General features: G+C 69.2%; 20 protein-coding genes and 1 pseudogene. 5 read left to right on the forward strand and 16 right to left on the reverse strand.

What is annotated here, in order from left to right; genetic code table 11:
- The 5 genes and pseudogenes from ACFY1S_RS15555 to ACFY1S_RS15575 all read right to left on the reverse strand — a co-directional run.
- Nucleotides 1-263, reverse strand: a pseudogene (locus ACFY1S_RS15555) (phytochelatin synthase); the annotation flags it as partial.
- 654 nt (nt 264-917) lie between these two features.
- Nucleotides 918-2798 (reverse strand): Xaa-Pro dipeptidyl-peptidase, encoded by a 1881-nt coding sequence (locus ACFY1S_RS15560; protein WP_387117732.1) that lies wholly within the window; start codon nt 2796-2798, stop codon nt 918-920.
- Between the two features lie 186 nt (nt 2799-2984).
- On the reverse strand, nt 2985-3470 hold the full coding sequence (locus ACFY1S_RS15565; RefSeq protein ID WP_387117735.1) for a DUF2231 domain-containing protein: 486 nt from the start codon (nt 3468-3470) through the stop codon (nt 2985-2987).
- A gap of 103 nt (nt 3471-3573) precedes the next feature.
- Nucleotides 3574-4209, reverse strand: a complete 636-nt coding sequence (locus ACFY1S_RS15570) for a LysE family translocator (protein ID WP_387117738.1) — start codon at nt 4207-4209, stop codon at nt 3574-3576.
- 2 nt (nt 4210-4211) lie between these two features.
- Nucleotides 4212-4958 (reverse strand): metallophosphoesterase, encoded by a 747-nt coding sequence (locus ACFY1S_RS15575; RefSeq protein ID WP_387117741.1) that lies wholly within the window; start codon nt 4956-4958, stop codon nt 4212-4214.
- Nucleotides 4959-5049: 91 nt separating this feature from the next.
- Between ACFY1S_RS15575 and ACFY1S_RS15580 the strand changes: the two genes are divergently transcribed.
- Nucleotides 5050-5646 (forward strand): CGNR zinc finger domain-containing protein, encoded by a 597-nt coding sequence (locus ACFY1S_RS15580; protein WP_387117744.1) that lies wholly within the window; start codon nt 5050-5052, stop codon nt 5644-5646.
- A gap of 9 nt (nt 5647-5655) precedes the next feature.
- Here ACFY1S_RS15580 and ACFY1S_RS15585 read toward each other — a convergent pair whose 3' ends face one another.
- The 11 genes from ACFY1S_RS15585 to ACFY1S_RS15635 all read right to left on the reverse strand — a co-directional run bounded on the left by ACFY1S_RS15585 (nt 5656) and on the right by ACFY1S_RS15635 (nt 15891).
- Entirely contained in the window at nt 5656-6669 is a 1014-nt protein-coding gene (locus ACFY1S_RS15585; RefSeq protein ID WP_387117747.1) for an SEC-C domain-containing protein, read from the reverse strand.
- Nucleotides 6670-6794: 125 nt separating this feature from the next.
- Nucleotides 6795-7631 (reverse strand): aldo/keto reductase, encoded by an 837-nt coding sequence (locus ACFY1S_RS15590; RefSeq protein ID WP_387117750.1) that lies wholly within the window; start codon nt 7629-7631, stop codon nt 6795-6797.
- Nucleotides 7603-8364: a hypothetical protein gene (locus ACFY1S_RS15595; protein WP_387117753.1), complete on the reverse strand. Its 762-nt coding sequence runs from the start codon at nt 8362-8364 to the stop codon at nt 7603-7605. Before ACFY1S_RS15595 ends, ACFY1S_RS15590 begins: the two co-directional genes overlap by 29 nt.
- Nucleotides 8365-8394: 30 nt before the next feature.
- Nucleotides 8395-9609: an exonuclease domain-containing protein gene (locus tag ACFY1S_RS15600; RefSeq protein WP_387117756.1), complete on the reverse strand. Its 1215-nt coding sequence runs from the start codon at nt 9607-9609 to the stop codon at nt 8395-8397.
- A gap of 14 nt (nt 9610-9623) precedes the next feature.
- Nucleotides 9624-10319, reverse strand: coding sequence for a DUF6218 family protein (locus ACFY1S_RS15605; protein ID WP_387117760.1), 696 nt, complete (start codon nt 10317-10319; stop codon nt 9624-9626).
- 182 nt (nt 10320-10501) lie between these two features.
- Complete coding sequence (locus ACFY1S_RS15610) at nt 10502-10906, reverse strand: hypothetical protein (RefSeq protein ID WP_387117763.1); 405 nt, start codon at nt 10904-10906, stop codon at nt 10502-10504.
- Nucleotides 10903-13353, reverse strand: coding sequence for an AAA family ATPase (locus ACFY1S_RS15615; RefSeq protein ID WP_387117766.1), 2451 nt, complete (start codon nt 13351-13353; stop codon nt 10903-10905). Before ACFY1S_RS15615 ends, ACFY1S_RS15610 begins: the two co-directional genes overlap by 4 nt.
- A 93-nt stretch (nt 13354-13446) precedes the next feature.
- Nucleotides 13447-14001 carry a ribonuclease HI gene (locus ACFY1S_RS15620; RefSeq protein ID WP_387117769.1) on the reverse strand — a complete coding sequence of 185 codons (555 nt, stop codon included), beginning with the start codon at nt 13999-14001 and terminating at the stop codon, nt 13447-13449.
- A 98-nt stretch (nt 14002-14099) separates the two neighbouring features.
- Nucleotides 14100-14264, reverse strand: a complete 165-nt coding sequence (locus ACFY1S_RS15625) for a hypothetical protein (RefSeq protein WP_387117771.1) — start codon at nt 14262-14264, stop codon at nt 14100-14102.
- A 68-nt stretch (nt 14265-14332) separates the two neighbouring features.
- On the reverse strand, nt 14333-15235 hold the full coding sequence (locus tag ACFY1S_RS15630; RefSeq protein WP_387117774.1) for a hypothetical protein: 903 nt from the start codon (nt 15233-15235) through the stop codon (nt 14333-14335).
- Between the two features lie 95 nt (nt 15236-15330).
- Nucleotides 15331-15891, reverse strand: coding sequence for a DUF4352 domain-containing protein (locus ACFY1S_RS15635; RefSeq protein WP_387117777.1), 561 nt, complete (start codon nt 15889-15891; stop codon nt 15331-15333).
- Between the two features lie 103 nt (nt 15892-15994).
- Between ACFY1S_RS15635 and ACFY1S_RS15640 the strand changes: the two genes are divergently transcribed.
- From ACFY1S_RS15640 to ACFY1S_RS15655, 4 genes are all read left to right on the forward strand, one after another.
- A complete protein-coding gene (locus ACFY1S_RS15640; RefSeq protein ID WP_387117780.1) occupies nt 15995-17899 on the forward strand; it encodes an N-6 DNA methylase in 1905 nt (634 codons plus the stop codon).
- A gap of 305 nt (nt 17900-18204) precedes the next feature.
- On the forward strand, nt 18205-20166 hold the full coding sequence (locus ACFY1S_RS15645; protein WP_387117783.1) for an N-6 DNA methylase: 1962 nt from the start codon (nt 18205-18207) through the stop codon (nt 20164-20166).
- A gap of 89 nt (nt 20167-20255) precedes the next feature.
- Nucleotides 20256-21395, forward strand: a complete 1140-nt coding sequence (locus ACFY1S_RS15650; RefSeq protein WP_387117786.1) for a restriction endonuclease subunit S — start codon at nt 20256-20258, stop codon at nt 21393-21395.
- Nucleotides 21392-24439, forward strand: a complete 3048-nt coding sequence (locus tag ACFY1S_RS15655) for a type I restriction endonuclease subunit R (protein ID WP_387117789.1) — start codon at nt 21392-21394, stop codon at nt 24437-24439. The genes ACFY1S_RS15650 and ACFY1S_RS15655 overlap by 4 nt, the downstream gene beginning before the upstream one ends.
- Nucleotides 24440-24454 lie beyond the last annotated feature (15 nt).

The raw sequence follows: 24454 nt of genomic DNA on the forward strand, positions 1-24454 counted from the left end.
GCGTCGACGCTGATGTCCTTGCCCTGCACGGACAGGGCGTTGCGGGCGGCGGCGGGGCCGCAGTAGTAGAAGTTCGGCTGGGCCTCGTAGCGCACGCCCAGCTGACGCTCACCGTTGCCCTTGCGGTCGGACTGCGCCTGCGACGCGGGCTTGCTGGTGTTCGGGGCGGCGAAGGCGGCGGTCACCGGTCCGGCGATGGCGCCACCGGTGAACGCCAGGCCAGCGGCGGTCAGAGCGGTCTTACGAATCAGATCGGTACGCATGATGGCGTGCTCCTCTGCATGTCGGGGGATACACGGCACGCCAAAGGGGGTGGGCGTGCCGCACGTGCAAGGGGGAAAAGGTCTTCGCTCCCGGCGGCCCCGGGGGGCCGGCGTCGGGAAGGGTGTAACGGTGCCGGGGGGCGGGTCAGTCCACCCGGGCTCCCGGCTTGTGGTGCTGGGAGGCGCCCCACGACCCGAGGTCGCGGCGGCATGCCAGGTATAACGACCCCGCCCGGCCCCCGATTCCGCCGCCACGGTGGCGCCGGCCACGGGACAAGGACACCCAGACCGGACAGCGCCCACCGCGCCGGATCCGTCGAACCGGACACCGCGCCCATTCGCCGCCAGACCGGATTGCGCACCCGAGCACCCTCGGAACCAGGCACTCTCACCAGATGGCGCCTCGAGGCAACGGACCGCACCCGAGGCGGCCGTGGATGACCACGGCCGGAGGTCCATCACCCACCCGACACGACCCCCAAGATCCCCACAACGTCAGGGAAACTGCTGCCTCACGACACGCTGACACAGCAACATCCCTGAAACTGCGCGGATCTTGACCGGCTGGCCCGGCCCGGCGTAGCGACACCGGACAACGCGGGTGGGGCAGCCCGACCATGTCGGACTGCCCCACCCGCGGCGCAATGGCGAGACTCAGAACCCGAGGGCGCCCCGCCCGCCGACGACAGGCAGTCGCAGCTCACTGTCGTTCGGCGCGACCCGCAGTTCGGTGCCACCCAGTGGCAGCAGGGTGTACTCCTGGTCGGTGGAGAACACGACCACGCCGATCCGGTGGCCCGCCGGGAAGATGTAGTCCTTCGGCTCCATGGTCCACCTGTAGTCGTACAGCTTGCCCTGGCGTACCGGCGATGTCCGGTCGGCGCTCTTGCGGTTCTGCGGGTCCATCCAGCCGCGCGTCACCACCGTGGGCGCGGCGGTCGACCCGGCGGGACCATAATCCACCAGGTACGCGGTGAGGTTCGCGTCCGGCTTGTTGTCGATGGCCATCCGCAGCCGCATCTCGGGGCGACCGGAGAACCGGACGTCCTGCGCCAGCGCGGGGGAGAGGTACGGGAGTCGGTTGGCGCTGGCCGTGTCCGGGTTGGCCACCAGGGTGCCCGGCGGGATGGTCCGGCCCTCGTCGACGAAACGCTGCTCGACCTTGGCCTTCGGCGGCTTGCCGGTGGTCAGCGTGCCGGGAGCGGTGGTGTCGGTGGCGGCGAACCGCAGCGCGACGTCCCGTGCGCCCGGGTCGGGCCAGTTGGCGTACGTGGTGTAGGCCCGGTTCTCACGCTGGATGACGGCGGTCGGCTCGTCCATGATGCCGTTGCGCACGTTCCACAGCCAGAAGTCGAACCAGCGGTTCTCGGTCTGCTTGTACGTCCAGGCGCGGCCGTCGGGCAGCGTGACCGACGCGCTGCTGCCGGGGCCGCCGTGCCCGCCCTGGTGCAGCCAGATCTTGCGGGGTACGTCCCGCTCGGCGAGTTGGTCCCACCAGTTGGCGAAGTGCCCGGTCTTCACGTTCCAGTCGTTGAGGCCGTGCACGACGAAGACGCTCGCCTTGACGTCGCGGGCGTCGAGGTAGTCGCGGTCGCGCCAGAACGGCGAGTAGTCACCGGTGGCCCGGTCCTGCTCCTCGGTGATCTTCGCGAGTTCGTCGGCGCAGGTGCCCTCGGCCCGTGCCTGCCCGGCCGTGTACTGGGCCAGGACGTCGAGGTCCTCACCCTGGAACGTCCCGGGTGCGACGACCAGACCGTTGGCGCGGTAGTAGTCGTACCAGCTGCTGATGGCGGAGACCGGCACGATGGTCTTCAGTCCCTTGACCCCGGTGGTGGCCACCTGGTTGGGCAGCGTCCCGTTGTAGGAGACGCCGGTCATGCCGACCGCGCCGGTGGTCCAGCCGGCGGTGACCGGGGCGCCGTTCGCGTCGTACCCCTTGGCGCGGCCGTTGAGCCAGTCGATGACGGCCTTGGTGCCGAGGGTCTCGGCCTGGTCGCCGCTGGTGGGGCAGCCGTCCGAGTCGCCGGTGCCGATGCTCTGGCCGAGCACCACCGCGTACCCGCGGGGCACGTAGTAGTCGTCGAGCGAGCCGGGCAGGTTGGCCTTCGCCTGGGCGCGCTGGGCGCCCACGTCCATCGCCCGACGTCCGGAGCCGGTCAGGCCGTTCTGCGGCAGGTCGTCGACAAGCACGCTCGGGTAGGGCACCTCGTCCCAGGTGTCCTTGCGGTACGGGCTGTGCTCGAAGATGACAGGCACCTTGAAGCCCTGGGTGGCGGTTTCCCGGGGGCGGGAGATGTCGATCGCGACGCGGTCGGGTCGGCCGTCGTGGTCGCTGTCCACAGGGGTCTGGACGAACACCCGCTCCTCGATCGCGTCGGCGAGCGAGAACACCGGTTGGGTCATGCCGTCGGCGACCACGATGCCGGTGGGCGTGGTGGCCGTGGGCGGGGCCGCCGCCGCGGTGGGGGCTGCGCTGAGCACCAGGGCGCCGGACACACCGACGCTCAGTAGGGCCAGATGGCGGGGTCGACGCATGCGCGTCTCCCTTCGGTCGGGCTGGTAGCCGGGTCTCGGCAGGACGAATCGTGAAGATCCATTCGTCCGTCATGCTAGGTGCGGGTGGGCGATCCGTCGATCCCTTCGGACGGGGATACGGCTTTCGTTCATATTGGAGACTGCCCGCCGGGCGTGGTGACAGCTATCGGGCCGCACCACCGGTCGTCACTGGCCCTCCCAGACCGCCTTCGCGCCGGAGTCGCCGGTACGGATCACGTAGTAGACGGCGACGCCCGCGGCGACCACCGACAGCACCTGCAACGCCAGGGTCAGCGGCCGACCGGGGCGTACGCCCTCGGTGGCGCGCGGCGGCACGAACCGGACCAGCGCCAACGCCACCACCGCCAACCCGATCGTGGCGTAGAGGGTGAGGTCGCCGAAGTCCTGGTGCGCCTCCAGCTTCGGCACGAACTCCGGGGTGACCCGGTTGGCGGAGCGCATCCGCTCGAAGAAGGCGTCACCTGTGAGCTTCGCCAGCAGCGCGGCGAGCGGCGCGCCCAGGGCGAGCAGACCCAGCACCCACCGCGTGTGTGGCCGGATCGGTGCGACGAGCGCGTAGCCGATCGTCAGGAGAGCCAGCAGCGGCACGAACACGACCGCTGCGTGCAGGACGAGAGGGTGGGCGGGGATGCCCATGAACTCCTCGAACATCGGCGTCTCCTCGGGTGGGGTCGAGTGGACGTCGATCGTGCAGCAATCAGCTGTCGCGGCGCAACGCGGCCAGGTAGACGGCGTCGGCGGGGATCCAGTGTCCTCAGGTCACCGCGGCCCGCACACCGAGACCGACCAGGATCATCCCGGCCAGCCGATCGAGGATGCGACGGACACCTGCCGTACGCAGCAGCCGGGCGGCGGCGCCGGCGACGACTGTCCAGCCGGCGAGCCAGCAGGTGTGCAGGGCGGCGTGGGCCGTGGCGAGCAGCACCATCGGCACGAGCACCGGTCGGCCCGGCTCGAGGAACTGTGGTGCGAGGGTGAGGTAGATGGCGGCGGCCTTGGGGTTCAGCACGTTGCCCAGCAGTCCCTGAAGGTACGGGTGGTCGACGCGCCAGGGCAGCCTCCGTGCCCGCGCCTCCGATGGCCGCCGCGACGCCGGGGGTCGGCGGGACGCGGTCCAGAGCAGCCAGACCCCGAGCCCGACCAGGTAGGCGGCACCTACGAGTTTGACGACCCAGAACGCCTGGGACGAGCGGAGCACGAGCGCGGCCAGGCCGGCGGCGGCGAGAGTGGCGTGCACGTAGAGCCCGGTGACCGTACCCAAAATCACCCACCACCCCTGCCGCCGCCCGCCGCTGGCGACCCGCGAGACGACAAGCGTCAGGCTCGTGCCCGGCGCGGTGGTGATCGGCGCGACCGCGACGAGGAAACCGAGCACGGCGACCGTCCGCACGCTCAGACCACCACCCGGTAGTGGGTGGTGAGCAGCCCGGTGTCGTCGTACACGTGGAAGGCGACGCCGGGCGGCTGGGTCTGGGTGGTCAACGGGCCCGGGCCCTCCCAGGGCATCCGGAGGGTGGAGACGACACCCGGCGCGATCCGCAGTGGACGGCCGGCGAAGGTGCTCGCCGCTGCGGTGTGGAAGTGCCCGGTGAGCACGGCGACGACCTGCGGGTGGGCACTGACCAGTTCGGCCAGCGGATCGGCCGGCACCAGCCGCATCGGGTCGATGACCGGGTGGTGCAGCACGACCGGCGGATGGTGCAGGGCGACGAACGTCGGCGTGCCCGCCGGCACCGAGCCCAACTCGTCGGTGAGCCACGTCATCGTCTCCTCGTCGAGGTGGCCGTGGTCCTCGCCGGGCACCGAGGAGTCGGCCAGGAGGAAGACCGCGCCGGCCACGTCGTAGCGGGTGTTGATCGGGCCGGTGCCACCACTGTCGTCGCCGAGCAGACCCTTGCGGTACGCGTCGCGCACGTCGTGGTTGCCCGGGCAGACCAGGACCGGCAGCGGAGAGTCGAAGAGCCTCGCGGCCGTCTCGTACTCGGTGATCTCGCCGTGGTCGGCGATGTCCCCGGTGATCAGGATGGCGTCGACAGGTCGCGGCAGGGCGTGCAGATGGTCCATCACCCGGGCGGTCCGTTCGGCCGACCGGGGATGGCTGTCGAGGTGGGTGTCACTGAGGTGTGCGACGACCAGCACGATGCCCCCTAATGGCTAGCTGCGCTTAAAGGCATTAGGGAAGGTACGCTCGCATCCGTCGCCCGCACAAGCCACCACGGAGAGGACGCGCATGTCGGCGCAGCTCGCGCTCGCCCTGGTCAGCACCATCCGGCACGACGGCAACGGTGGCGTCGCCGACGACCTCGTCGACGTCGCCGGCCTGACCGCCTGGCTCGCCGAGCAGGCCGAACCCCTGCGGGAGTACGCGGGCGTGTGCCCGATCCACGGCGACGAGCGGACCCGGCTCGACGTGGTGGCGGTACGCCGCGCCGCGCGTACCCTCTTCGCCCGGGCGGTCCGGCCCGGCCCGCCCAGCCGGGCCGACTCGTCGGCGCTGCTGCCACCGCAGGAGGCGGTCGACAGGCTCAACCTGGCCGCCGCCGCGATGCCGGTCCGGCCGGTGCTGACCTGGCCCGACGAGAGCGCGCCGTCCCTCACCTGGCAGGGCGAGGCGGCCGACGCGCGCCTGGCGCTCACCGCCGGGCTGGCCCGCGCCGTCGTCGAGTTCCTCGCCGGCCCCACCCGGGCGGAGTTGCGCGCCTGCCCCGCGCCGCGCTGCGTCCGCTACTTCGTCAAGGACCACCCGCGTCAGGAATGGTGCAAGCCGTCCTGCGGCAACCGGGCCCGCGTCGCCCGCCACTACCAGCGTCGTGCCACCGCCCGTTGACAGGTGCCCTCAGCTGCGGGAACGCGGCAGGCAGTCCTTCTTGTACTTCAGGCCCGAGCCGCACCAGCAGGCGTCGTTGCGCTCCGGCGGCCAGGGCAACCGGGCGCTGGGCCGCGCCGCCACCTCGGCCGCGTAGCCGGCCCGGATCTGCGGATCGGACGGGTCCCCGTCGCGGCGCCTGGCGAACGCGTCCAACCCGGCCACCGTCGCGACGAACACACCCAACCCCGTGCGGCCGGCGCTCGCCAACTGGACCAGCGCCTTCTCCAGCCGCGCGCGGTGCGCGTCCCAGTCCGGTCCGTACACGTCGGTCAGCTCGGCGTGCTCGGCGAGCAGACGGTCGAACTCTTCCCGGCGCCACAGGAGCAGATCCGAATCGCCGCCCTGACGCTCCGACGCCCGCCGGACGAGCTGGTTCTCCAGCCGGTCGGCCAGGTCGTCCTGCCGGTCGTGCGGCAGGTTGAGATTCCGGCGTACCCGATGGCGCTGTTGCAGGAGGAAGAAAATCACGCCGGGCGCGTCCGGCGGACCGACCTCCGGGTCGGCCGCCGTGCCGCGCTCACCGAGCAGGCCGTCGACCGCCTCGCTCAACCACGTCTCAGCGATCGACGAACGACCGCCGGCGTCCAGCGCCGCGCTCAGGTACGCCGACGCGTCGGGCTGCGTGAGCAGCAACGGACGCAGCGCCGTCAGCTCCGCCATCGCCTCGTCGTCCCGACCACCGGCCCGGAACAGGGCCCGCGCCCGCAACGCGCGCGCCACCCCGGCCCGAGGATCATCACCCGACGGGTACGCCTGCAACGCCTCGTCCGCGTACCGCAGCGCGGCATCCGGCCTGGCCCGGATCTCCGCGATCTCGGCGGCAAGCGTCAGCGCGTCACCGGCGTCGTCCGGATCCTCCAGGCGGCCCTGCTCGGCGGCCTCGGCCAGGTCGGCGGCGACACCCAGCGGATCGGCCGCCCCGAGCGCCGAGCGGCGCAGTTCAGCCAGGTCAGCCTTGGTGAGTACGTTTCTCGTCGGCACGACCTCACGGTACGTCGGGGTGCTCCCGGACGGCCCAATTATGGCCATCTGCCGTCGACAGCCGCGTCACCGCACCCGGTCGATGTCGTCACGTCCGTCGAGCACGCAACAGCGGACTCGGGCGGTCAGAACTCCTCGTACACCGCCGGGTCCTGGTCCGCGAGCCGCCCGTCGGGGCGACCCAAGGCGGTGATGGCTTCCACCTCGGCGTCGGTGAGCGTGACGCCGAAGACGTCCAGGTTCTCGACCTGCCGCTGCGGGGAGGCCGCCTTGGGCAGCGGAATCACCTGGCGCGCCACGTGCCAGGCGAGGATGGTCTGCGCCGGGCTGACGCCGTGGGCGGACGCGATCTCCACGATCGTGCGGTGCTGTTGCAGGTCGTTGCCGTGCCCGAGCGGACTCCAACCCTGCACGAGGATCCCGTGCTCCCGGTGGTAGTCGATCGCCTCCTGCTGCGGGAAGTACGGATGCACCTCGATCTGGTTGACCACCGGAGCGACCCCCGTCTCGGCCACCAACCGGTCGATGTGCTCCGGCAGGAAGTTCGACAGGCCGATGTGCCGTACCAGGCCACGCTCGCGCGCCTCGATAAGCGCCCGCCACGCCTGCACGTACCTGTCGACGTTCGGGTTCGGCCAGTGGATCAGGTAGAGGTCGACCCGGTCGAGACCGGTGCGGAACACACTCTCCTCGATGGTGGTCAACGCCTCGTCGAAACGGTGGTGCCGCCCCGGCAGCTTGGACGTCACAATCAACTCGTCGCGTACGCCGCCGGCAGCCCGTACGGCCCGACCCACCGCGCCCTCGTTCTCGTAGTTCACCGCCGAGTCGATCAGCCGGTAACCCGCCCGGATCGCGTGGCCGATCGCATCGACTCCCGCCGAGCCGTTCAGCTGGTACGTGCCGAGCCCGATCGCCGGCAAAGTGGTGCCGTCAGCGGCGGTCAGGTGGGGAATCGTCATGATCGGACCCTACCCGCGGGACGTCGGCGGAGTGCCCTGCGTCAGCTGGCTGCCACGTAGGCGGGGGTGGGCCAAAGGCGCGACGACCGGCCCGCACGGCCAGAGTGGCGAGGGCAGCGTTGGCACCCCCACCAATCACGGCGCCGATGCCGAACGGTGCCATCCGACCGAGAACGATGATTCCCTGCTTGGTCCCGTACTTCGTGATGAAGTGTCTTCCCAGGACCTTGTTGATCTGACGCAACGTCTGTAGAGGTACCTTGGCGACAATCTGACGTCCCCAGTGTTGCCCTGTCCGCTCTGCGACCTTGGTGATGGTCGCAGAGCCGGACCCGCCAAGCATGATTCCCATCACGATCGTTCGACGGCGTTCGATCTCGTCGATGCGGACGCCGTGGACTTCGGCGATCGAGAGCGCGAAGAGGGCGCTCAGCTCAAGAGATGAGAGAAACTCGCCGGCCGACAGCGCCAGTGCGACGCCCGTGCCGACGCCGGGCGCCGCCGCAGCTCCTCCAACGGCAGCACCTGTCCCGGTCAGGGCGCTGACGTACATCCGCTCCAGATTGCCGATTACCTCTGCTGGTGTCGCCTCCGGGTTCCGCTGGCGGGCTCGGGCGATGTTCTTTCGCACCAGTGGGCTCTGGAGGGCGATCGCTTTATCCAGGAGGTCGAGGACTCGCTGCCCGGGTACGGCTGCTTCTGGATCCGGTCCATCGAGGGCGTCTGTTGCCATGCCTTGAACTCCTAGCTCGTTGAATGCGCACTACCGACCGAGGTCGGCGAGCATGTCCTGGAACGCGATGGGGTGCACGACCGGAACGTCGTACTGGCGGGCCTTCTTGGCCTTGCCGGACATCGAGTCGGGGTCGGCGGCCACCAGGAGGCGGGTCTTCTTGGTGACGTTGTCGCCGACCTGAAGCCCTGCCGCCCGAGCGTTCTCTTCCCAGGACCACCGTGGTGGTTCCATCGCCCCGGTGAAGACCACCACGTCGCCGGCTTGGAGCCGCCAGACGTTGGTGTGCGGCCGGGCCGTGCCAGTATCGCGAGCGATCTTGAGGGCGTGGTCGACATCGGAGGCCTGCAGCCCGAGCAACGAGGCAACCTGGTCCAGGTCGTGGCGTTCGGCCGACGTGAGGACGTTGTCCTCGATCGCCACCGCCGCCAGACTCGCCAGATAGGTGCGGTGCAGGTGGTCGACGTCGACACGGGCGAGGCCGAGCTCCTCGGCAGTGGCGACGAGTGCGTCCGCCTCATTGGCGGAGATGTGCCGGTCAAGCAGCGCCCGGTCGAGCAGGTCCAGGTACGCGTCACCCTGCGGTTCACGGAGCCGCGGAAGCCGGTCCACCAGACGAGCCAGGAAGTGTTCCGTGTGGTGCCCCGGGCCTCGCCGGGGCACCGGCACCACTGCTTCGGCAGTCAAGGGCGGCCAAGGGGCAGCCGCAGCGGCGTCAAGGACGGACGTCCACGGCGGCGGCGTTCCCGCGTCCCGCAGATAGCGGGCCAGAAGGTGCGCGGCCGCTCGCGCGTCATGCAGGGCGGAGTGTGCCTGGTGCGGCGGCAACCCCGCGGCGCGACAGCAGTCATGCAGGCTGCGGCCGGCCGACGGGAGGAAGTGCGCGGCGAGCCGCATGGTGCACAGTCCCTCTGCCGGGCTGATTGGCGGTTCAATCCGCAGTCGCCGGTACTCGGCGAGGAGGAAGGTGGCGTCGAAGTGCAGGTTGTGAGCGACCAGCACCCTCCCGCGAAGGAGGCTGGCGAGGTGGCCGGCGAGCCGACTGAACTCCGGTGCGCGCCGTGCCTCGGCGGCCGAGATGCCATGGATGAGTTGCGGCCCGAGGTCCCGGTCGGGGTTGACCAGGCTGCACCACTCGTGCGTCACCTGCCCGGCGCCGTCGAGGTGGATGACGGCGACCTCGACCACACGGTCATGCCAACTGGTGCGCAGGCCCGTCGTCTCCAAGTCGATAACTGCGTACACGTCGGGTCGACTCCTCAGATCGTGGCCGGAGCGGAGCTGTCGGCGGCGGCACGCAACCAGGCCAGCCACCGTGGAGGCAACGGCTGTGGATCGCCAAGAGCGCGCAGATACTTTCGGCGATACCGCGCCTGTTCGGTGTCCTGCCAGAGCTGAGCGGTGATGGCGACGGCAGACGTCAGAGCCAGCGCCGTCCCGGCGACCGGCGAGGCGGCGCGGGGCTGCACGGCGAGCCGGATCGCCAGATCGTCGTGATCCGGCACCTCGGTGGGCCAGGCGAGCGGGGCGAGCTTTGACGTGGACACGGCACGCTGCCGATCCACCGCTTCGGCGTAGGCGGATCGGTGCTCAGTGATCTCCGTGAGGAGCTCAGGGTTGGTCAGCACGTACCCCCGCAGCGTGCTGACCAGTTCCTGCGGCAGTACGTGGGCGATCCTGTCCAGGATCATGGTCGACGTTTCCCGGTCCCACCCGACGAGGCAGCGCCCCTGCAGCATCCACATGATTCGAGCGAACTGGTCGTCTTGCGCGACTTCGTCGAGGCGTACCACCCACGCCCCGCCGGCACGTCCGGTGGGGCTGAGCCGCCACACAGCCACGGCCTCGGCGCCGGCCGTGTCGGGACCGACGGCGAGAACGGCGTGACCGCGTGCGCCGGGCACGTAGTCGACGGGTATGGAAAGTTCGCTCTCGGATTCCTCAGGTTCTGCCATCCCGCATCCCTCATGATCGACATCGGGGAGAATCACAGTAAGTGTCAGCGTGGACACGGCGGCTCACCCGGAGAGGTGCCTCGTCGCGCGTATTGTCCAAACGCGAGTAGCTGAACAGATCATTCGTGTGATGTGAGCGGGTCAACGCGCGTATCCCTCTTGGTTGGATGAGTCATCGGGCATCAGTTCCTGGTGCTGGCGGTCGGCTGGAGTCGCGCGAGCAGGGTGGTCACCTCGGCGTGCAGGCGTCGCAGTTCCGCCGCCGTAGGAGCCAGCTCATAGCAGTGGTGGTGCGCGGCGGCGGAGAGCGTCGCCCAGGCGAACGCCACCCGGCGGGCGGTTTCGGCACCCGGGCCGAGCCGGCCACGCAGCATCAACTGCTTCGCGCGGCCCTGCCGGCAGGCCGCGACGCTCGGCTTGACCGACCGCCAGTAGGCGTCGATCCCGCCTTCGAGGGCGAGCCGGATCAGGCAGGCGCAGGCCCGTGGCCACCAGCCGGCGGACACCGCCGCGACGCCGAGCAGACCGGCCCCGCGCAGCAGCTGGTCGGCCGCCGCCAGGCAGCGCTGTGGCGTCGGCGCGGTCACGACAGCGCCGCCGCGAGGAGGCGGGCGTCCGTAACCAGGCCGGGCAGGCCCCCCAGGTACGCCCCGTGCACGCCCTCCCGACATGCCTGGTACGCGTTGACAGCCCGTCGTCCGTGCCGGCGGCCGAGCCAGCCGAGCACGTCACCGCCCTTGTCCGCGTCGTCGAACGCCGCCAGAGCGACGGTGGTGGCGACCCGCCGGGACGCGTCCTCGATCGCGCTCTCGATGTCGGCGTGCGGTACGCCCCGCGCCACCCGGGTCCGCCAGACCGCCCGATGGCAGGCCGCCTCCAGCGCCGAGCGACACAGCTCCGCGACCACCGGCCCGCGTACCTCTGCGGGGATCTCCTCGTTGCGCGCCAGCGCGTACGCGTCGTCGAGGTAACGGGTCACCGGGTCGGAGCCGGGCCGCAACGTCACCACCGACCGTTCCGCGCGGGTCACCTCGATGACCCGTGCCCTGCCCAGGTCGAGTCGGCGCACCGCGTCCGGCAGCCGGGTGTCGTGGGTGAAGACCACCACCTGCCACTGCTCGGCCAGCTCGGCGAGCACCCGTGCGAGGCCGTCCACCTTCGACGGATCCATGCTCTGCACCGGGTCGTCGACCACGATGAACCGGAACGGGCTCTCCGAGGCGCAGCTGCGCGGCAGGAACGTCGCCAGCCCGAGCGCCTGCATCTCACCCTGACTCATCACACCCAGCGCCGTGCCGTTGTCGGCGCCGTCCACGCTGACCGGGAAGACCACCCGCCGCCGGGTGTTCGCGCCTTCCAACGTCATCGACCCCAGCTCGACGTTGCTCTCCTGCCGTAGCTGCGCCCAGATCCGCTGCGAGTGCCCGGCGAACGGCGCGACCCGCTCGTTGCGGATCGCCGTACCGGCGTCCTTCAGCCAGGCGCGCGCGGCCTTCAACCGGGCAAGGGTCGCCTCCCGCGCCGCAAGCCCGTCGGCGGCGGCCACCCACTCGCGCACGTCGGCAGCCGTCGCCCGCCAACCGGTGTCGCGCTGCCGCAGAAACCCTTCCGCGTACGCGCGGACCGCGTCCGCCGCCGTCACCACAGCCGGGTACCGCGCGGCCAGATGGTCGGCCAGGTCGGCCGGATCCCCGGGTACGCGCCGCAGCGCCACGACGGCGTCCCGCAGCGCCCCGACCGCCGCCTCCGACCCCGGCCCCTCGGGCACCGCGAGGTCGTCGATCAGGTGGTGCGTCTGCCGCAGCAGAGCCGTGAGCCGGGTCGCCGCGGTCTGGGCGGCGACACTGCGCTGCCGCAGCTCGGTGAGCGATTGCGCGGCGGCGGTACGCCAGCCACTGTCGAGGGTGCCGGTGGCGCAGACCGGGCACGACCCGTCGCCCTCGTCCTCGTGATGTTCGAGGGCGAGGCGGAGCAGTTCGGCGCTGCGCAACGCGGCCCGGGACCGGCCACCGTCGTACCGCAGGGCTTCGCCCGCCGCCTCCCGCAGCTGGCCGGCCAGCCGGGTCACCTCGTCGACCGGCGGCGGGGCGAGGTCGGCGAGTTCCCGGCAGAGCAGCACCTGCTGGTCGGTGGTCGCCTCGTCCGGCTCGTCGAGGATCGCCGTCACCGCACCGAGGTCGACAGCGCCCCGGCCGCGCAGCAGTGCGGCGGTCCGTCGGGCCCGGTCGTCGGCGATGTCAGTGAGTGCGTTGACCAGGGCGGCACGCTGTCCACGTACCTCCTTGACGATCGTGTCGTGCGGCCGGGTGGCGCGCAGCAGACGCTGGTCGGCGTCGGTGAGCGCGTCCAGACCGAGGATCGCAAAGAGCGCGTCGAAGAGCTGGCTCTGCGTGCCGGCGGCGAGCTTGCCCAGCTCGGCGGCGGTGAGGAACGGCCGGTACAGCTCCAGTGGACGGGCCAGACCCAGCTCGGACAGGCAGGTGTGCCGACCCTGGGCGCTGGTGACCGTCACCTCGGCGTCGGCCAGCTCGGCCCCGACCGGCCAGGCCCTGTGCACCCGGGTCGGCGTGGCCACACCGTCGACCCGCAGTTCCACGTCGACCCAGCACGGGTCCGGGTTGTGCAGGTTGCGCCATCCCGTACGCCAGACGCTCGTCTTGTCGGCCCACCTGGCGCTGTCACCGGTCAGGGCGAGCTCGACGGCCTCGGCGAAGCTCGACTTGCCGGAGCCGTTGCGGCCCACGACCAGAGTGAGGCCCGGGCCCGGGTCGACCTGGAGGGTCCGCTCCGGGCCGACGCCCCGGAAGCCGGCGACGGTCACGGACTTCAGCCAGATCCGTTCGGTTGGACCGTCTCCGGCGGGGGAGCGGGGGTCGAGCCGGGCGGGAGTGCCGGCGAGGGCTGCGGTCAGGTCGTCATTGCTGGTCAGCGCGGCGAGGACCAGTTCGGCGGTCTCGGTCGGTACGTCAGTGGCGGCGAGTCGGTCGAAGATCAACTCGATCAGGGGTGTGGTGGGCTGCGGAGGCTCTGTCATTGTCGTCTCCAGGCGTGTGGTGTCCGCGGACCGACGGCTGGTCGGCCCGCCCGGGGGGAGCGGTGGATGTGTGGGCTACCGCGGTTGCGCGGGTCAGACCGTCGCGTTCGCGTGCCAGTCGCGCAGGAACGCGTCGACCAGGGCGTGTGCCCGCGGGCGCAGGTCGAAGGACTCCTCCCGCCGGCGGCGGGCCATGTGCGACAGGCCGTCGGCGGCCTCGTTGAGGGCGTGGCCGCTGTGCCCCTTGACGTGCGCGAACGTCAGGTCGGGACGGCGGGCCACCTGCTCGGCGAGCCGGACCAGGGTCGGCTTGTTTGACCAGCGGCGCTGCCGCAGGCTGTAGCCGGTGGGCATCGCGTCGGTCTCGCCGGCCTGCCAGCGGTGCAGGTACCGCACAGCCGTCAGGCTGTCCAGCAGCACGGTCAATCCCGCTGGTGCCTCGTCATACCCGGCGAGGAGATAGTCGACCGCGCGGAGTTCGTTGACGAGCACACGGGATCGGCCGGTCGGGTCGAGCCGACCGGTGCCCCGACCGAGCAGCCCGTAGTGGCCATCGCTGACGACGTACCCGATGCCGCCGACGCGGCCCTTCCAGCTGGCGTCGGTCGCGGCTACCAGCGGCGCGGACGTCGTCGCCCAGCGGACCACCCGACCGCGACCGCGCTGCGGTTCGTCGCCGGACCGGCGGTGGATGTCGTGGTCGACGGCCAGCCGCTCGGCGGTGTCGAGCAGCTCGCTGGCGGAGGTCAGCTCGTCGTAGTGGGCGGCGGTGAGGGCCAGGCGGACGCGTCGCCGATGCGCTGGCAGTCGTCGCAGTGGGTGGGGCGGGTGAAGGCGCGCAGGGTGAGAGCGCGGTCGTGCAGGGGAGGAGGGAACAGGGCCAGGGTGCGGAGGAACTCATCGGGACGCACGACGCCTCCTGACGTCTCACGGGGAGAAAGAGCTTGTAGCGCGCTACAAAGCTGAGGGCGTAGATGAATCAAGCGGGTGCGATGGTCCAGCTGCCGTCTGCCGTCACCTGCACGAGCGCCGGCGCCGTCAGCGGACGGACTCCCGAGTAACCGCCGATCTCGTTGACCAGCAGGCCGCCCTCGCCGGTCTCCAGCGAGTAGGCGTGCACCACGAAGTTGGAGCTGCCCCGGGAGTGGGTGATCTTCACCGCGCTGGCCTCTCCGCCGAGGACGATGACGTTGTCGCCCTTCCCCGACGCCTTTCCTGAAGGGGCCTTGGTGGCCATCTGGTCCACCGATCCGATGCTCAGGGTCCAACTGCCCGTCGCCTCGACCTCGAACTGAGTGGTGAGCGCACCGTCCTCAAGGTTGATCCAGCGCTTGCCGCTGTACGAGCCGATCGCGTTGACCAGCAGGCCGTCGGGCCCGTCACTGCGCAAGACCGTGTTGCTGCTGCATCGACAGGTGAACTTCACGACGGCCAGGTCGGTCAGCTCGGGAATCCGCACCACGTCATCACCCCGCCCCTTGATCACCTTTGGCTTGGGCGCCGGCGGGGTCGTGGTCGGAGCCGCCGCCGTCGTCGGCGGGGCGCTGGTCGGAGCCGCCGTCGTCGGGGCCGCAGTGGTCGGCGACGCCGTCGTGGCGGCGGGGGTGGGGCTGCTGGAGCTCGCGCCGGTCGAGGGTTTCCCGTCATCGCTACTCACCGCCCCGATGACCGCACCGCCGCAGCAGAGGGCGATGACCAGGGCGAGACCACCCACCGCCCACGCCCGGACGTGGGACCTCTTGCCAGGCGTGGCCGGGACAGGGGCGCCGAGCAGCATGCCGCCCGCAGGGGTAGTGGACGTCGGATCGGCAGTGGGCGGGACCTGAGGCTGCGACGGGTCGGCGGGCTCGCCCGCCGGCATCGGGGTGGTCGGGTCGGTCACGGCAGGACTCCTCTGTGAACAAGCGGCGTGGTGTGAACAGCCGGGGACGCCGGGGCGGGCAGATCGGTGCCCGCCCCGGTGCGGAAGCGGAAAGGTCAGCCGAGGGTGACGGTGACGCCGCCGGAGAACATCGAGTCGTGCAGCTCGAGCTTGGTGATCTTGACGTTCTTCGGGATGTCGAAGACCACGACGCCGGTCACCTGGTTACCGGGGTTGATGTCGTTGAGGAACGTCTCGGCGTTCTTGTTCGCGTAGATCGCCGCGCCGGAGTCGGCGGAGTACTCGGTGCCGTCGGCCGCGTACGCCTTCTGGCTGCTGCCGTCGAACATCTGCGCTTCCTTGCCGATGTTCTTCACGTTGACCGTGACCAGGCAGAACTGGCCCTGCGCCTTCGCGCCGAGCATGTCGGTGCCGATCTTGGCGACGCCGCACTTGGACGACTTGACCGTGAACTCGAACTTCCCATCCCGGGCCGGCTGACCGATCTTGGCGGTCTTCGCCGGCTTCTCCTCGGCCTTGGCGCCGCCTTCGTCGCTGGTAGAGCCGCTCGCCTTGCCGTCGCCGCCGGAGTTGCCCGCCTTGTCGGCGGCGCCGGAGCCGCAGCCCAGGGCGATGAGGCCGGTGGCGATCAGAGCGAGAGTCGTGGTCTTGCGCATCGTTGTCCCTCCTGATGTGAACGTTGCGGCGTCAATGAGAGCATCGTCCGAGAACGGTGTCAACAGACAATCTCGTGCTTGACATACGTGCGAGACTCTCGGGGTGCAGGAGAACCCGACCATCACGGCAGCGGAGATCGCCCGGCTCGCCGGCGTCGGTCGCGCTGCAGTCAGCAACTGGCGTAAACGGCACTCCGACTTCCCCACCCCGGTGAGCGGGACGACGGCGAGCCCGGAGTTCGACCTGATCCAGGTCGAGCAGTGGCTCCGCGCCCAGGGCAAGCTCCCCGAGCTGGCCACCGCCGACCGGCTCTGGCGGCACCTCGCCGCGGCCAGCGACACCCCGGCCGCCGGCCTCGCCGCCGTCGGCGCCCTCCTGCTGGCCCGTTCACGCGGCTCCCGAACCGGCCGCCCCGACGTGCAACTCGCGCCGCTGCTGCCCGACATCGACGCCCTCGCCGACGACTTGGGCCCGCAGGGTGCGTTCGACGAGCTGTGGCAGCGGTTTTCCGCTCCAGGCCCCGGCCGCCCCTTCGCCACCCCCGACGATCTCGCCGACCTGATGATCGGGCTCGCCAACGTCGGCGGCGGCTCAGTCCTCGACCCGGCCGCCGGCTCCGGCGCCGTCCTGCGAGCCGCCGTCCGCGCCGGCAGCACCTCCGTGTACGGGCAGGAACTCGACGAGGACCTCGCCAGGCTCGCCGGCTTGTGGTTGGCCCTGCACGACGTACCCGGGGAGGTCTGCGCCGGCGACTCACTGCGCACCGACGCCTTCGCCGGCCGCGCCGTCGACGCCGTCGTCTGTCACCCACCGTTCGGCGCCACCAACTGGGGCGACGATGAACTCGGCCACGACCCCCGCTGGATTGTCGGCACCACACCCCGCACCGAACCGGAGCTGGCGTGGGCGCAACACGCCCTGGCCCATCTGCGGGTCGGCGGGCACGCCGTCCTGCTGATGCCGCCCACCGTCGCCAGCCGCCGCGCCGGCAAACGGATTCGCGGCGAACTACTGCGCCGAGGCCACCTGCGCGCCGTCATCGCGCTCCCACCGGGCGTCGCAGCGCCGCACGGCGTACCCCTGCATCTGTGGGTGCTGCGACGCGCCGCGACCGACGCGCCGCCACCGGCGCGGGCGCTGCTGATCGACGCCGCCAGTGGCGACCTGCCCGACACCGCGCCGCGCGTGCTGGCCGCGTGGCGGGCCTTCGCCGCCGCCCCCGACGGCGACGTCGAAGAGGCCGGGTTCGCCCGTGCGGTCCCGGTCATCGAACTGCTCGACGAGGAGGTCGACCTCACCCCCGCACGCCGGCAACCCGCCGTCGTGGGCGAGGCTTCAGGAGAGCATCTGGTACGAACCAGAGAGCGACTGGCCGCGATCGTCGGCGAGCTACCGGCGCTGCTGCCGCAGGTCACGCCCGCGCCCGACGGGCCGGACGGTCTCTTCCTCACCGTTGGGGAGTTGGCGAAGACCGGGGCGCTGCAACTGATCGGCCCGGTGCGCGCCGGCACCTCCACACCCGGACCAGACGGGCCGCCGGTACTCACCGTGCAGGACGTGCTCGCCGGGGTGGAGGCGTCCGGACGGGTGGACGACCGGTTCGGGCAGGAGATCGCCCTCGCGGTGGGGGACGTGGTGGTGCCGATGATCGCGCGGCAGCTCACCGCCCGGGTGGTCACCGCCGAGGGAGCGTTGTTGGGACGCAACCTGTACCTACTGCGGCCGAATCCGACGGCGTTGGATCCGTGGTTCCTGGCCGGTCAGCTCCGCACGTCGGCCAACGAGAAGCAGTCGTCGAGTCTGTCGGGCACGATGCGGTTCGACATTCGACGGGCGCAGGTGCGGAGGCTGTCGCTGGGCGAGCAGCGGGCGCACGGGGACGCGTTCCGGCGCCTTGACGCCTTCGAGTCGGCGATCCGGCAGGCCGCCTCACTGGGGGCGGAGCTGGCGCAACTCACCGCCGACGGCCTGGCGCGCGGGTCAATCCGACCGGACGACCCGCGGTGACCCCGGACCGTCGTGCCCAGTCGCCTCCAGCGCCGCCCGCGTGCCGTCAAATATCCGACGGCGGCGCAGTGCTTCGGTGACATACGCGGAAACCTGGCGGGCCGGGAGCGCATCGAGCTGCTCGGCCACGTCATCAGGGACGGAGATCGTTACACGGCGACTCATGCTCGCGAACCTAGCGAGACAGGACCACTCGGCCAGCGACGACCCGCTGACACTCGGTTGATCATCTCCACCGAGTGGGGGACCCCGACGACGCCGGCCAGCAGCAATACTCCTGACTTAAGGCAATCGAAAGGAAACTGGTGAGTACCAAGCACCAAGAGCTCGCGAACTTCATCTGGTCTGTGGCTGACCTGCTCCGCGGCGACTACAAGCAGTCCGAGTACGGCCGGGTGATCCTTCCCCTGACCGTGCTGCGTCGGCTCGACTGCGTGCTGGAACCGACAAAGGACGCGGTGCTCGCGCGCCACGCGCAGCTCAGGGACTTGGGCGTGCAGAACATGGACCCGGTGCTGCGCAAGACCGCTGGGCTGTCGTTCTACAACACCAGCGAGATGTCCTTCCGCAAGCTGCTCGGCGACCAGGACCACGTCGCGCTCAACCTGCGCGCCTACATCGGCGGCTTCTCGCCCGGTGCGGTCGACGTTCTGGAGAAGTACGGCTTCGACACCCAGATCAGCCGCCTCGCCGAGGCCGGTCTGCTCTATCAGGTGGTCGCGAAGTTCGCCGACATCGACCTGCACCCGGACGTGGTCTCCAACCACCAGATGGGCTACGTCTTCGAGGAGCTGATCCGTCGCTTCTCCGAAATCAGCAACGAGACCGCCGGTGAGCACTTCACCCCGCGCGAGGTCATCAAGCTGATGGTCAACCTGCTGCTCGCCCCCGACGAGGACGACCTGGTCACCCCGGGCATCGTTCGTAAGGTCTACGACCCGGCCTGTGGCACCGGCGGCATGCTCAGTGAGGCCCAGGACCACATTCAGGCGCACAACCCACACGCCACCGTCGAGGTGTACGGGCAGGAGCTCAACGGCGAGACGTACGCGATCTGCCGCTCCGACATGATGCTCAAGGGCGGCGACCCGACGAAGATCGCCTACGGCAACTCGTTCAGCCAGGACGGCCACGAGGACGAGCGCTTCGACTACATGCTGGCCAACCCGCCGTTCGGCGTGGAGTGGAAGAAGGTTGAGGCGTTTATCAAGGCCGAGCACGCCCGCGGCCACGCCGGCCGGTTCGGCGCCGGGCTGCCGCGGATCAACGACGGCTCGCTGCTCTTCCTTCAGCACATGATCTCGAAGATGAAGCGGCCCGAGGACGGCGGTAGCCGGCTGGCGATCGTCTTCAACGGCTCGCCGCTGTTCACCGGTGCCGCGGGGTCGGGTGAGTCGGAGATTCGCCGCTGGATCCTGGAGAACGACCTCCTGGAGGGCATCGTGGCCCTGCCCGACCAACTCTTCTACAACACCGGCATCTCCACGTACTTCTGGATCCTCACCAACCGCAAGGACCCGGCTCGCCGTCGCACGGTCGTGCTGCTCGACGGCCGCGACTGCTGGACGAAAATGCGCAAGGGTCTGGGTGAGAAGCGCAAGCAGATCACCGAGGAACAGATTGCCGACCTGACCGGGGCATACGTAGGCGCGCTGACCGTCGCCGCCGACCCCGCCCACTCGCAGCACGGTAAGGTCAGGGTTTTCGAGACCACGGACTTCGGCTATCAGCGGATTACCGTCGAGCGCCCGCTCCGACTCCGCTTTGAAGTCACCGAGGAAACGCTTGCGCTGCTCGCCGACGCTAAGGCCGTTCTTCGGTACACCGAGCGCGAAGCACTGCTGTCAACGGCGAAGACGCTGATCGGCACGCAGGCGACGAGCCGAGCCGAGTTCGCGATGAAGCTGGTCGGGCTGGGCGAGATGCCAGCGCCGGTGGAGAAGGCCGTGTGGGAGGCGTTCTCAGTCAGCGACCCGGCGGGGGAAGTGCAAACCGACCGCAAGGGAAAGCCGTTTGCGGACCCGGACTTGCGGGACTACGAAAACGTGCCGCTGAACCAGGACGTCCATGAGTACCTTGAACGGGAGGTGCTGCGGCACGTTCGAGACGCATGGATCGACGAGTCCAAGACTAAGATCGGGTACGAGATCCCGCTGACGCGCCACTTCTATATTTACACTCCACCTCGACCGCTTGCCGAAATTGACGCCGAGATCGCCTCTGTGGAGGCCGATATCAAGCGACTGCTTGGCGAGGTGGCAAAGTGAATATGAAGTGGGTCAGAGCAAAGTTCATTTTTAGGCGCCGTGATGTTCGGAGAGTGGTTGCGCCCCTGGCTTCTGCCACGAAGGACGGCGTGGAGCTGCGGGAGAACCTTGAGCAGTCGGTGTGGAACCCTACCGACGATGTTTCTAATTACAAGCTTGTGGAGCCTAACGACTTCGTCATCGGCCTGCGGTCGTTTCAGCATGGATTTTCGTCGTCGAGTGTCCGGGGCCTCGTTAGCCCGGCCTACACGGTCTTTCGGCCGGGGCTAGAAGTTGATCACCGATATTACAAGTACTATTTCCGATCGGCGCGCTTTCTGGCTCAGCTTGCGAACATTGCACAGGGTATCCGTCAAGGTAAGACCATTGATTTCGAGGACTTCGCCAATCTTCAGGTGCCATTGCCAGACCTACAAGATCAGCGGCGGATTGCTGACTTCCTCGATGGGGAGAGTTCGCGGATTGATGGTGTTGTGAAGAGTCGGCGGAAACAGATGGCTTTGCTCGAGGAGCGGGAGTATTCGAGGATTTTCCATGCGATCAGGGGAGCGGCTGAGCGTGGACACCGCCGCCATAGCGGAGTCGGGTGGCTTGGCGATGTTCCCGTTAGCTGGCCCGTTCTGTCGGTAACGAGTCAGTTCGAGGTGCTGCTTGGCAAGATGCTCAACCAGGAAAGGGCGCGCGGGGACCATCTCAAGCCCTACCTCCGAAACACTAACGTACAGTGGGATCGAATCACGACCGAAGATCTCTTAGAAATGAACTTCCCGCCGCATGAACGCCAGCGGTACCTGGTTCGTGCTGGGGATTTGTTGATTTGCGAAGGAGGTCAGCCCGGGCGGTCTGCGATTTGGGATGGATCGGTAGAGGAAATCTACTACCAGAAGGCGCTTCATCGCGCGCGCTCCCGCGGTAGAAGTTCCGTTCGCTGGCTGTTCTACTGTCTAAAGGCTGCTGCAGCGCTCGATGTCTTCTCTGCGGAAGGGAACACCACGACGATAGGACATTTAACTGGTGAGCAGTTAAGGTCTCATCGTTTCCCGTTCCCTGATCGCGTTACCCAAAATCGAATCGTTAGTGAGTTGGATGAGGTGACGGAGCATGTGCGGCAGCTTAACGAGCTGTTCGTAAGGCAGGTCCAGATGTTGACCGAGCGACGCCAGGCGCTTGTTACAGCCGCCGTGAACGGCGAGATCGATGTGGAAGCGGCTCGGGGGGCGGGCGTATGAGCGCTGTGCACCAGGAGAAGTCTTTCGAGAAGGCCATTGAGGGAGCCATGTTCGGCTCGGGCTGGCGTCCCGGAACGCCCAGCAACTACGACCGACTCCTGGGGCTCGACAGCGCCGAGCTCTTCGCGTTCATCGGCGCGACCCAGCCCGACGGTTGGACGAAGCTGTTGGCGTACCACGGGAACGATCCGGACGTAGCGCAGCGGCAGTTCGCCCAATACCTCGCCAAGCAAATCGACGAGCGTGGGCCGCTCGACGTCCTGCGCCGTGGCGTCAAGGACAAGGGCGTCCTCATCCGGCTCGCCTACTTCAAGCCCGCCCACGCCATCACCGATGACGCGCTGAAGCTCTACCGCGCCAACCGCCTCACCGTCACCCGGCAGCTCGCCTACTCGGCGAGTAACAACAACACCCTCGACCTAGTCCTCTTCGTCAACGGCATTCCGCTTGCGACGGCCGAGCTGAAGAACCCGCTCACTGGGCAGACCGTCCAGGACGCCAAGAAGCAGTACCGGGAGACCCGCGACCCGAAGGAACTGCTCTTCGCGCGGCGTACCCTAGTGCACTTCGCCGTGGATCCCGACCTGGTCTTCGTCACGACGAAGCTGGCCGCCGACAAGACCCGGTTCCTGCCCTTCAACACCGGCTCCGACGGACCGGGCGTCTCCGGCGGCGCCGGCAACCCTCCGGCGGGCGAGAGCGGCTACCGCAGCTCCTACCTCTGGGAGCAGATCTGGCACCCGGACACGTGGATGGACCTGGTCCGGCGGTTCCTGCACACCGACAAGGAATCCAAGGCGCTGATCTTCCCGCGCTACCACCAGTGGCATGCGGTCACCCAGCTCACCGACCACGCGGCCCGCAACGGCTCCGGACACAACTACCTGGTCATGCACTCGGCCGGGTCGGGGAAGTCGAACACCATCGCCTGGCTGGCGCACCGGCTGTCGAGCCTGCACACCGCGCCCGAGGTCGACGACGAACGACTGCGCCCGAACGAGCCGGTCTTCGACAAGGTCATCATCATCACCGACCGGGTGGTGCTGGACCGGCAGTTGCAGGACACCGTCTTCCAGTTCGAGCACGTCCCTGGCGTGGTGCAGCGGATCGACAAGGACTCCGCCCAGCTCGCCGCCGCCCTCCAGGGCGAGACGGCCAAGGTCGTCATCACCACCATGCAGAAGTTCCCCTACATCCTCAACCAGGTGCAGGGGCTCAAGGGCAAGCGGTTCGCCGTCATCGTCGATGAGGCGCACTCGTCGCAGTCCGGTGACTCGGCCGCCGCCCTGAAGAAGGTGCTGCTGAAGCTCGGCAGCGACGACGTGGACGAGTCGGGCGACCTGCTCACCGCGTCGGCACTGGCCCGGGGCCGACACGAGACGCTGTCGTACTTCGCGTTCACCGCCACGCCAAAGCCGAAGACCCTCGAACTCTTCGGCACGCCGCACCCGGTCACCGGCAACCCGCAGCCGTTTCACACGTATTCGATGCGGCAGGCCATCGACGAGGGCTTCATCCTCGACGTGCTGCGCAACTACCTGACCTACAAGTCGTACTGGAAGCTGGCCAACGCCAACCCCGACGACCCTGAGGTCGACCCGAAGAAGGCCGGCGCCCAACTCGCCCGCTTCGCCAGCCTGCACCCCACTATGCAGGCCCAGAAGGCCGAGATCATCGTCGAGCACTTCCGCAAGCACACCGCCCCTCGCCTGGGCAACCGCGCCAAGGCCATGGTGGTCACCAGCTCCCGCGAGGCCGCCGTCCGCCTGCACACCGCCATCAAGAAGTACGTCGAGATGCAGGGCTACGTCGGCTGCGACTCCCTGGTCGCCTTCTCCGGCGACCTGGAGGTCGACGGTGTCGAGCACACCGAAGCACGGAGCAACGGGTTCAGCGAGGGCGAGCTGCCCGAGCGGTTCGCCTATACCGCTGCCGATGACAAGCACGCCGGCACCCCGAAGGCCAAGCAGGACATCGAGTACAAGATCCTGGTCGTCGCCGAGAAGTACCAGACCGGCTTCGACCAGCCGCTGCTCACCACGATGTACGTCGACAAGCTGCTCAAGAACGTTGCCGCCGTGCAGACCCTGTCCAGGCTCAACCGCACCCATCCCCTCAAGGCCCAGGGTGACGTGTTCGTTCTGGACTTCGTCAACGAGGCCGGCGACATCGCCGAGCAGTTCAAGCCGTACTTCGAAACTGCCGCCACCACGCCAACCGACCCCAACCTGCTCTACACCGCCCAGAACGCAGTGACGGCCTACCCGGTCCTGGTCGACTCGGAGATGCAGGCATACGTCGAAGCCCTGCTCGCCGCCGAGCAGAAGGCAACCAGCGACACCGCGCTACAGCGGGCGCACGGCGCCCTCTACCGCTTCACCGAGCCGGCCGTGCAGCGCTTCAACGCGCTGGCCGCCGACGACCCCGAGGCCGCGGACACCTTCCGGTCCTCGCTGCGCGACTACACCCGGATGTACGCGTTCCTCAGCCAGGTCGTGCCGTACCACGACGAAGACCTGGAACGGCTCTACCTGTACGGGCGTGCGCTGCTCAACCGGCTGCCCCGCCGGCAGGACCCGTCCGTCGACATCGGCGAGGTGGAGTTGACCCACCTGCGGGTCAGCAAGACCGGCGAGCACGACGCGTCGCTGTCACCCGAGGGCGAGCAGATGCTGCCGGGTTTCCTCGGCGGGGCAGCGGGCGGGCAGCGCGACCTGGAAAAGGTTGTGCTCTCCGAGCTGATCGACGCGTTCAACGACCGGTTCGGCATCGGTCTGGGCGAGTCGGACAAGGTCTGGGTCGAGCAGCAGATCGTCGCCTTGGCCGAGGATGGCACCCTCGAAGCCGCCGCGATGGTCAACGACGAGAGCAACTTCGGTGTTGTCTGCGACAAGCGCATCGAGGACGTAATCCTGTCCCGCCATGACGACAACGGCAAGCTGATGCAGCGCTACCTGGACGACGAGAGCCTGCGGTCGCAGCTCAACCAGTTCGCACGCCGGCAGGCGTACCAGATGATTCGCAGCCGCAAGGGCATCGCCTGAGCGCTCAGGCTCGAC

This window comes from Micromonospora sp. NPDC000663 (assembly GCF_042898105.1).
In the GTDB taxonomy this organism is placed as follows: Bacteria; Actinomycetota; Actinomycetes; order Mycobacteriales; family Micromonosporaceae; genus Micromonospora.

Excerpts from the sequence above, each read along its gene's own strand:
- ACFY1S_RS15565 (WP_387117735.1), bottom strand. The coding sequence starts at position 3,470 with ATGTTCGAGGAGTTCATGGGCATCCCCGCCCACCCTCTCGTCCTGCAC.
- ACFY1S_RS15615 (WP_387117766.1), bottom strand. The coding sequence starts at position 13,353 with ATGACAGAGCCTCCGCAGCCCACCACACCCCTGATCGAGTTGATCTTC.
- ACFY1S_RS15605 (WP_387117760.1), bottom strand. The coding sequence starts at position 10,319 with ATGGCAGAACCTGAGGAATCCGAGAGCGAACTTTCCATACCCGTCGAC.
- ACFY1S_RS15590 (WP_387117750.1), bottom strand. The coding sequence starts at position 7,631 with ATGACGATTCCCCACCTGACCGCCGCTGACGGCACCACTTTGCCGGCG.
- ACFY1S_RS15655 (WP_387117789.1), top strand. The coding sequence starts at position 21,392 with ATGAGCGCTGTGCACCAGGAGAAGTCTTTCGAGAAGGCCATTGAGGGA.
- ACFY1S_RS15580 (WP_387117744.1), top strand. The coding sequence starts at position 5,050 with ATGTCGGCGCAGCTCGCGCTCGCCCTGGTCAGCACCATCCGGCACGAC.
- ACFY1S_RS15635 (WP_387117777.1), bottom strand. The coding sequence starts at position 15,891 with ATGCGCAAGACCACGACTCTCGCTCTGATCGCCACCGGCCTCATCGCC.
- ACFY1S_RS15595 (WP_387117753.1), bottom strand. The coding sequence starts at position 8,364 with ATGGCAACAGACGCCCTCGATGGACCGGATCCAGAAGCAGCCGTACCC.
- ACFY1S_RS15560 (WP_387117732.1), bottom strand. The coding sequence starts at position 2,798 with ATGCGTCGACCCCGCCATCTGGCCCTACTGAGCGTCGGTGTGTCCGGC.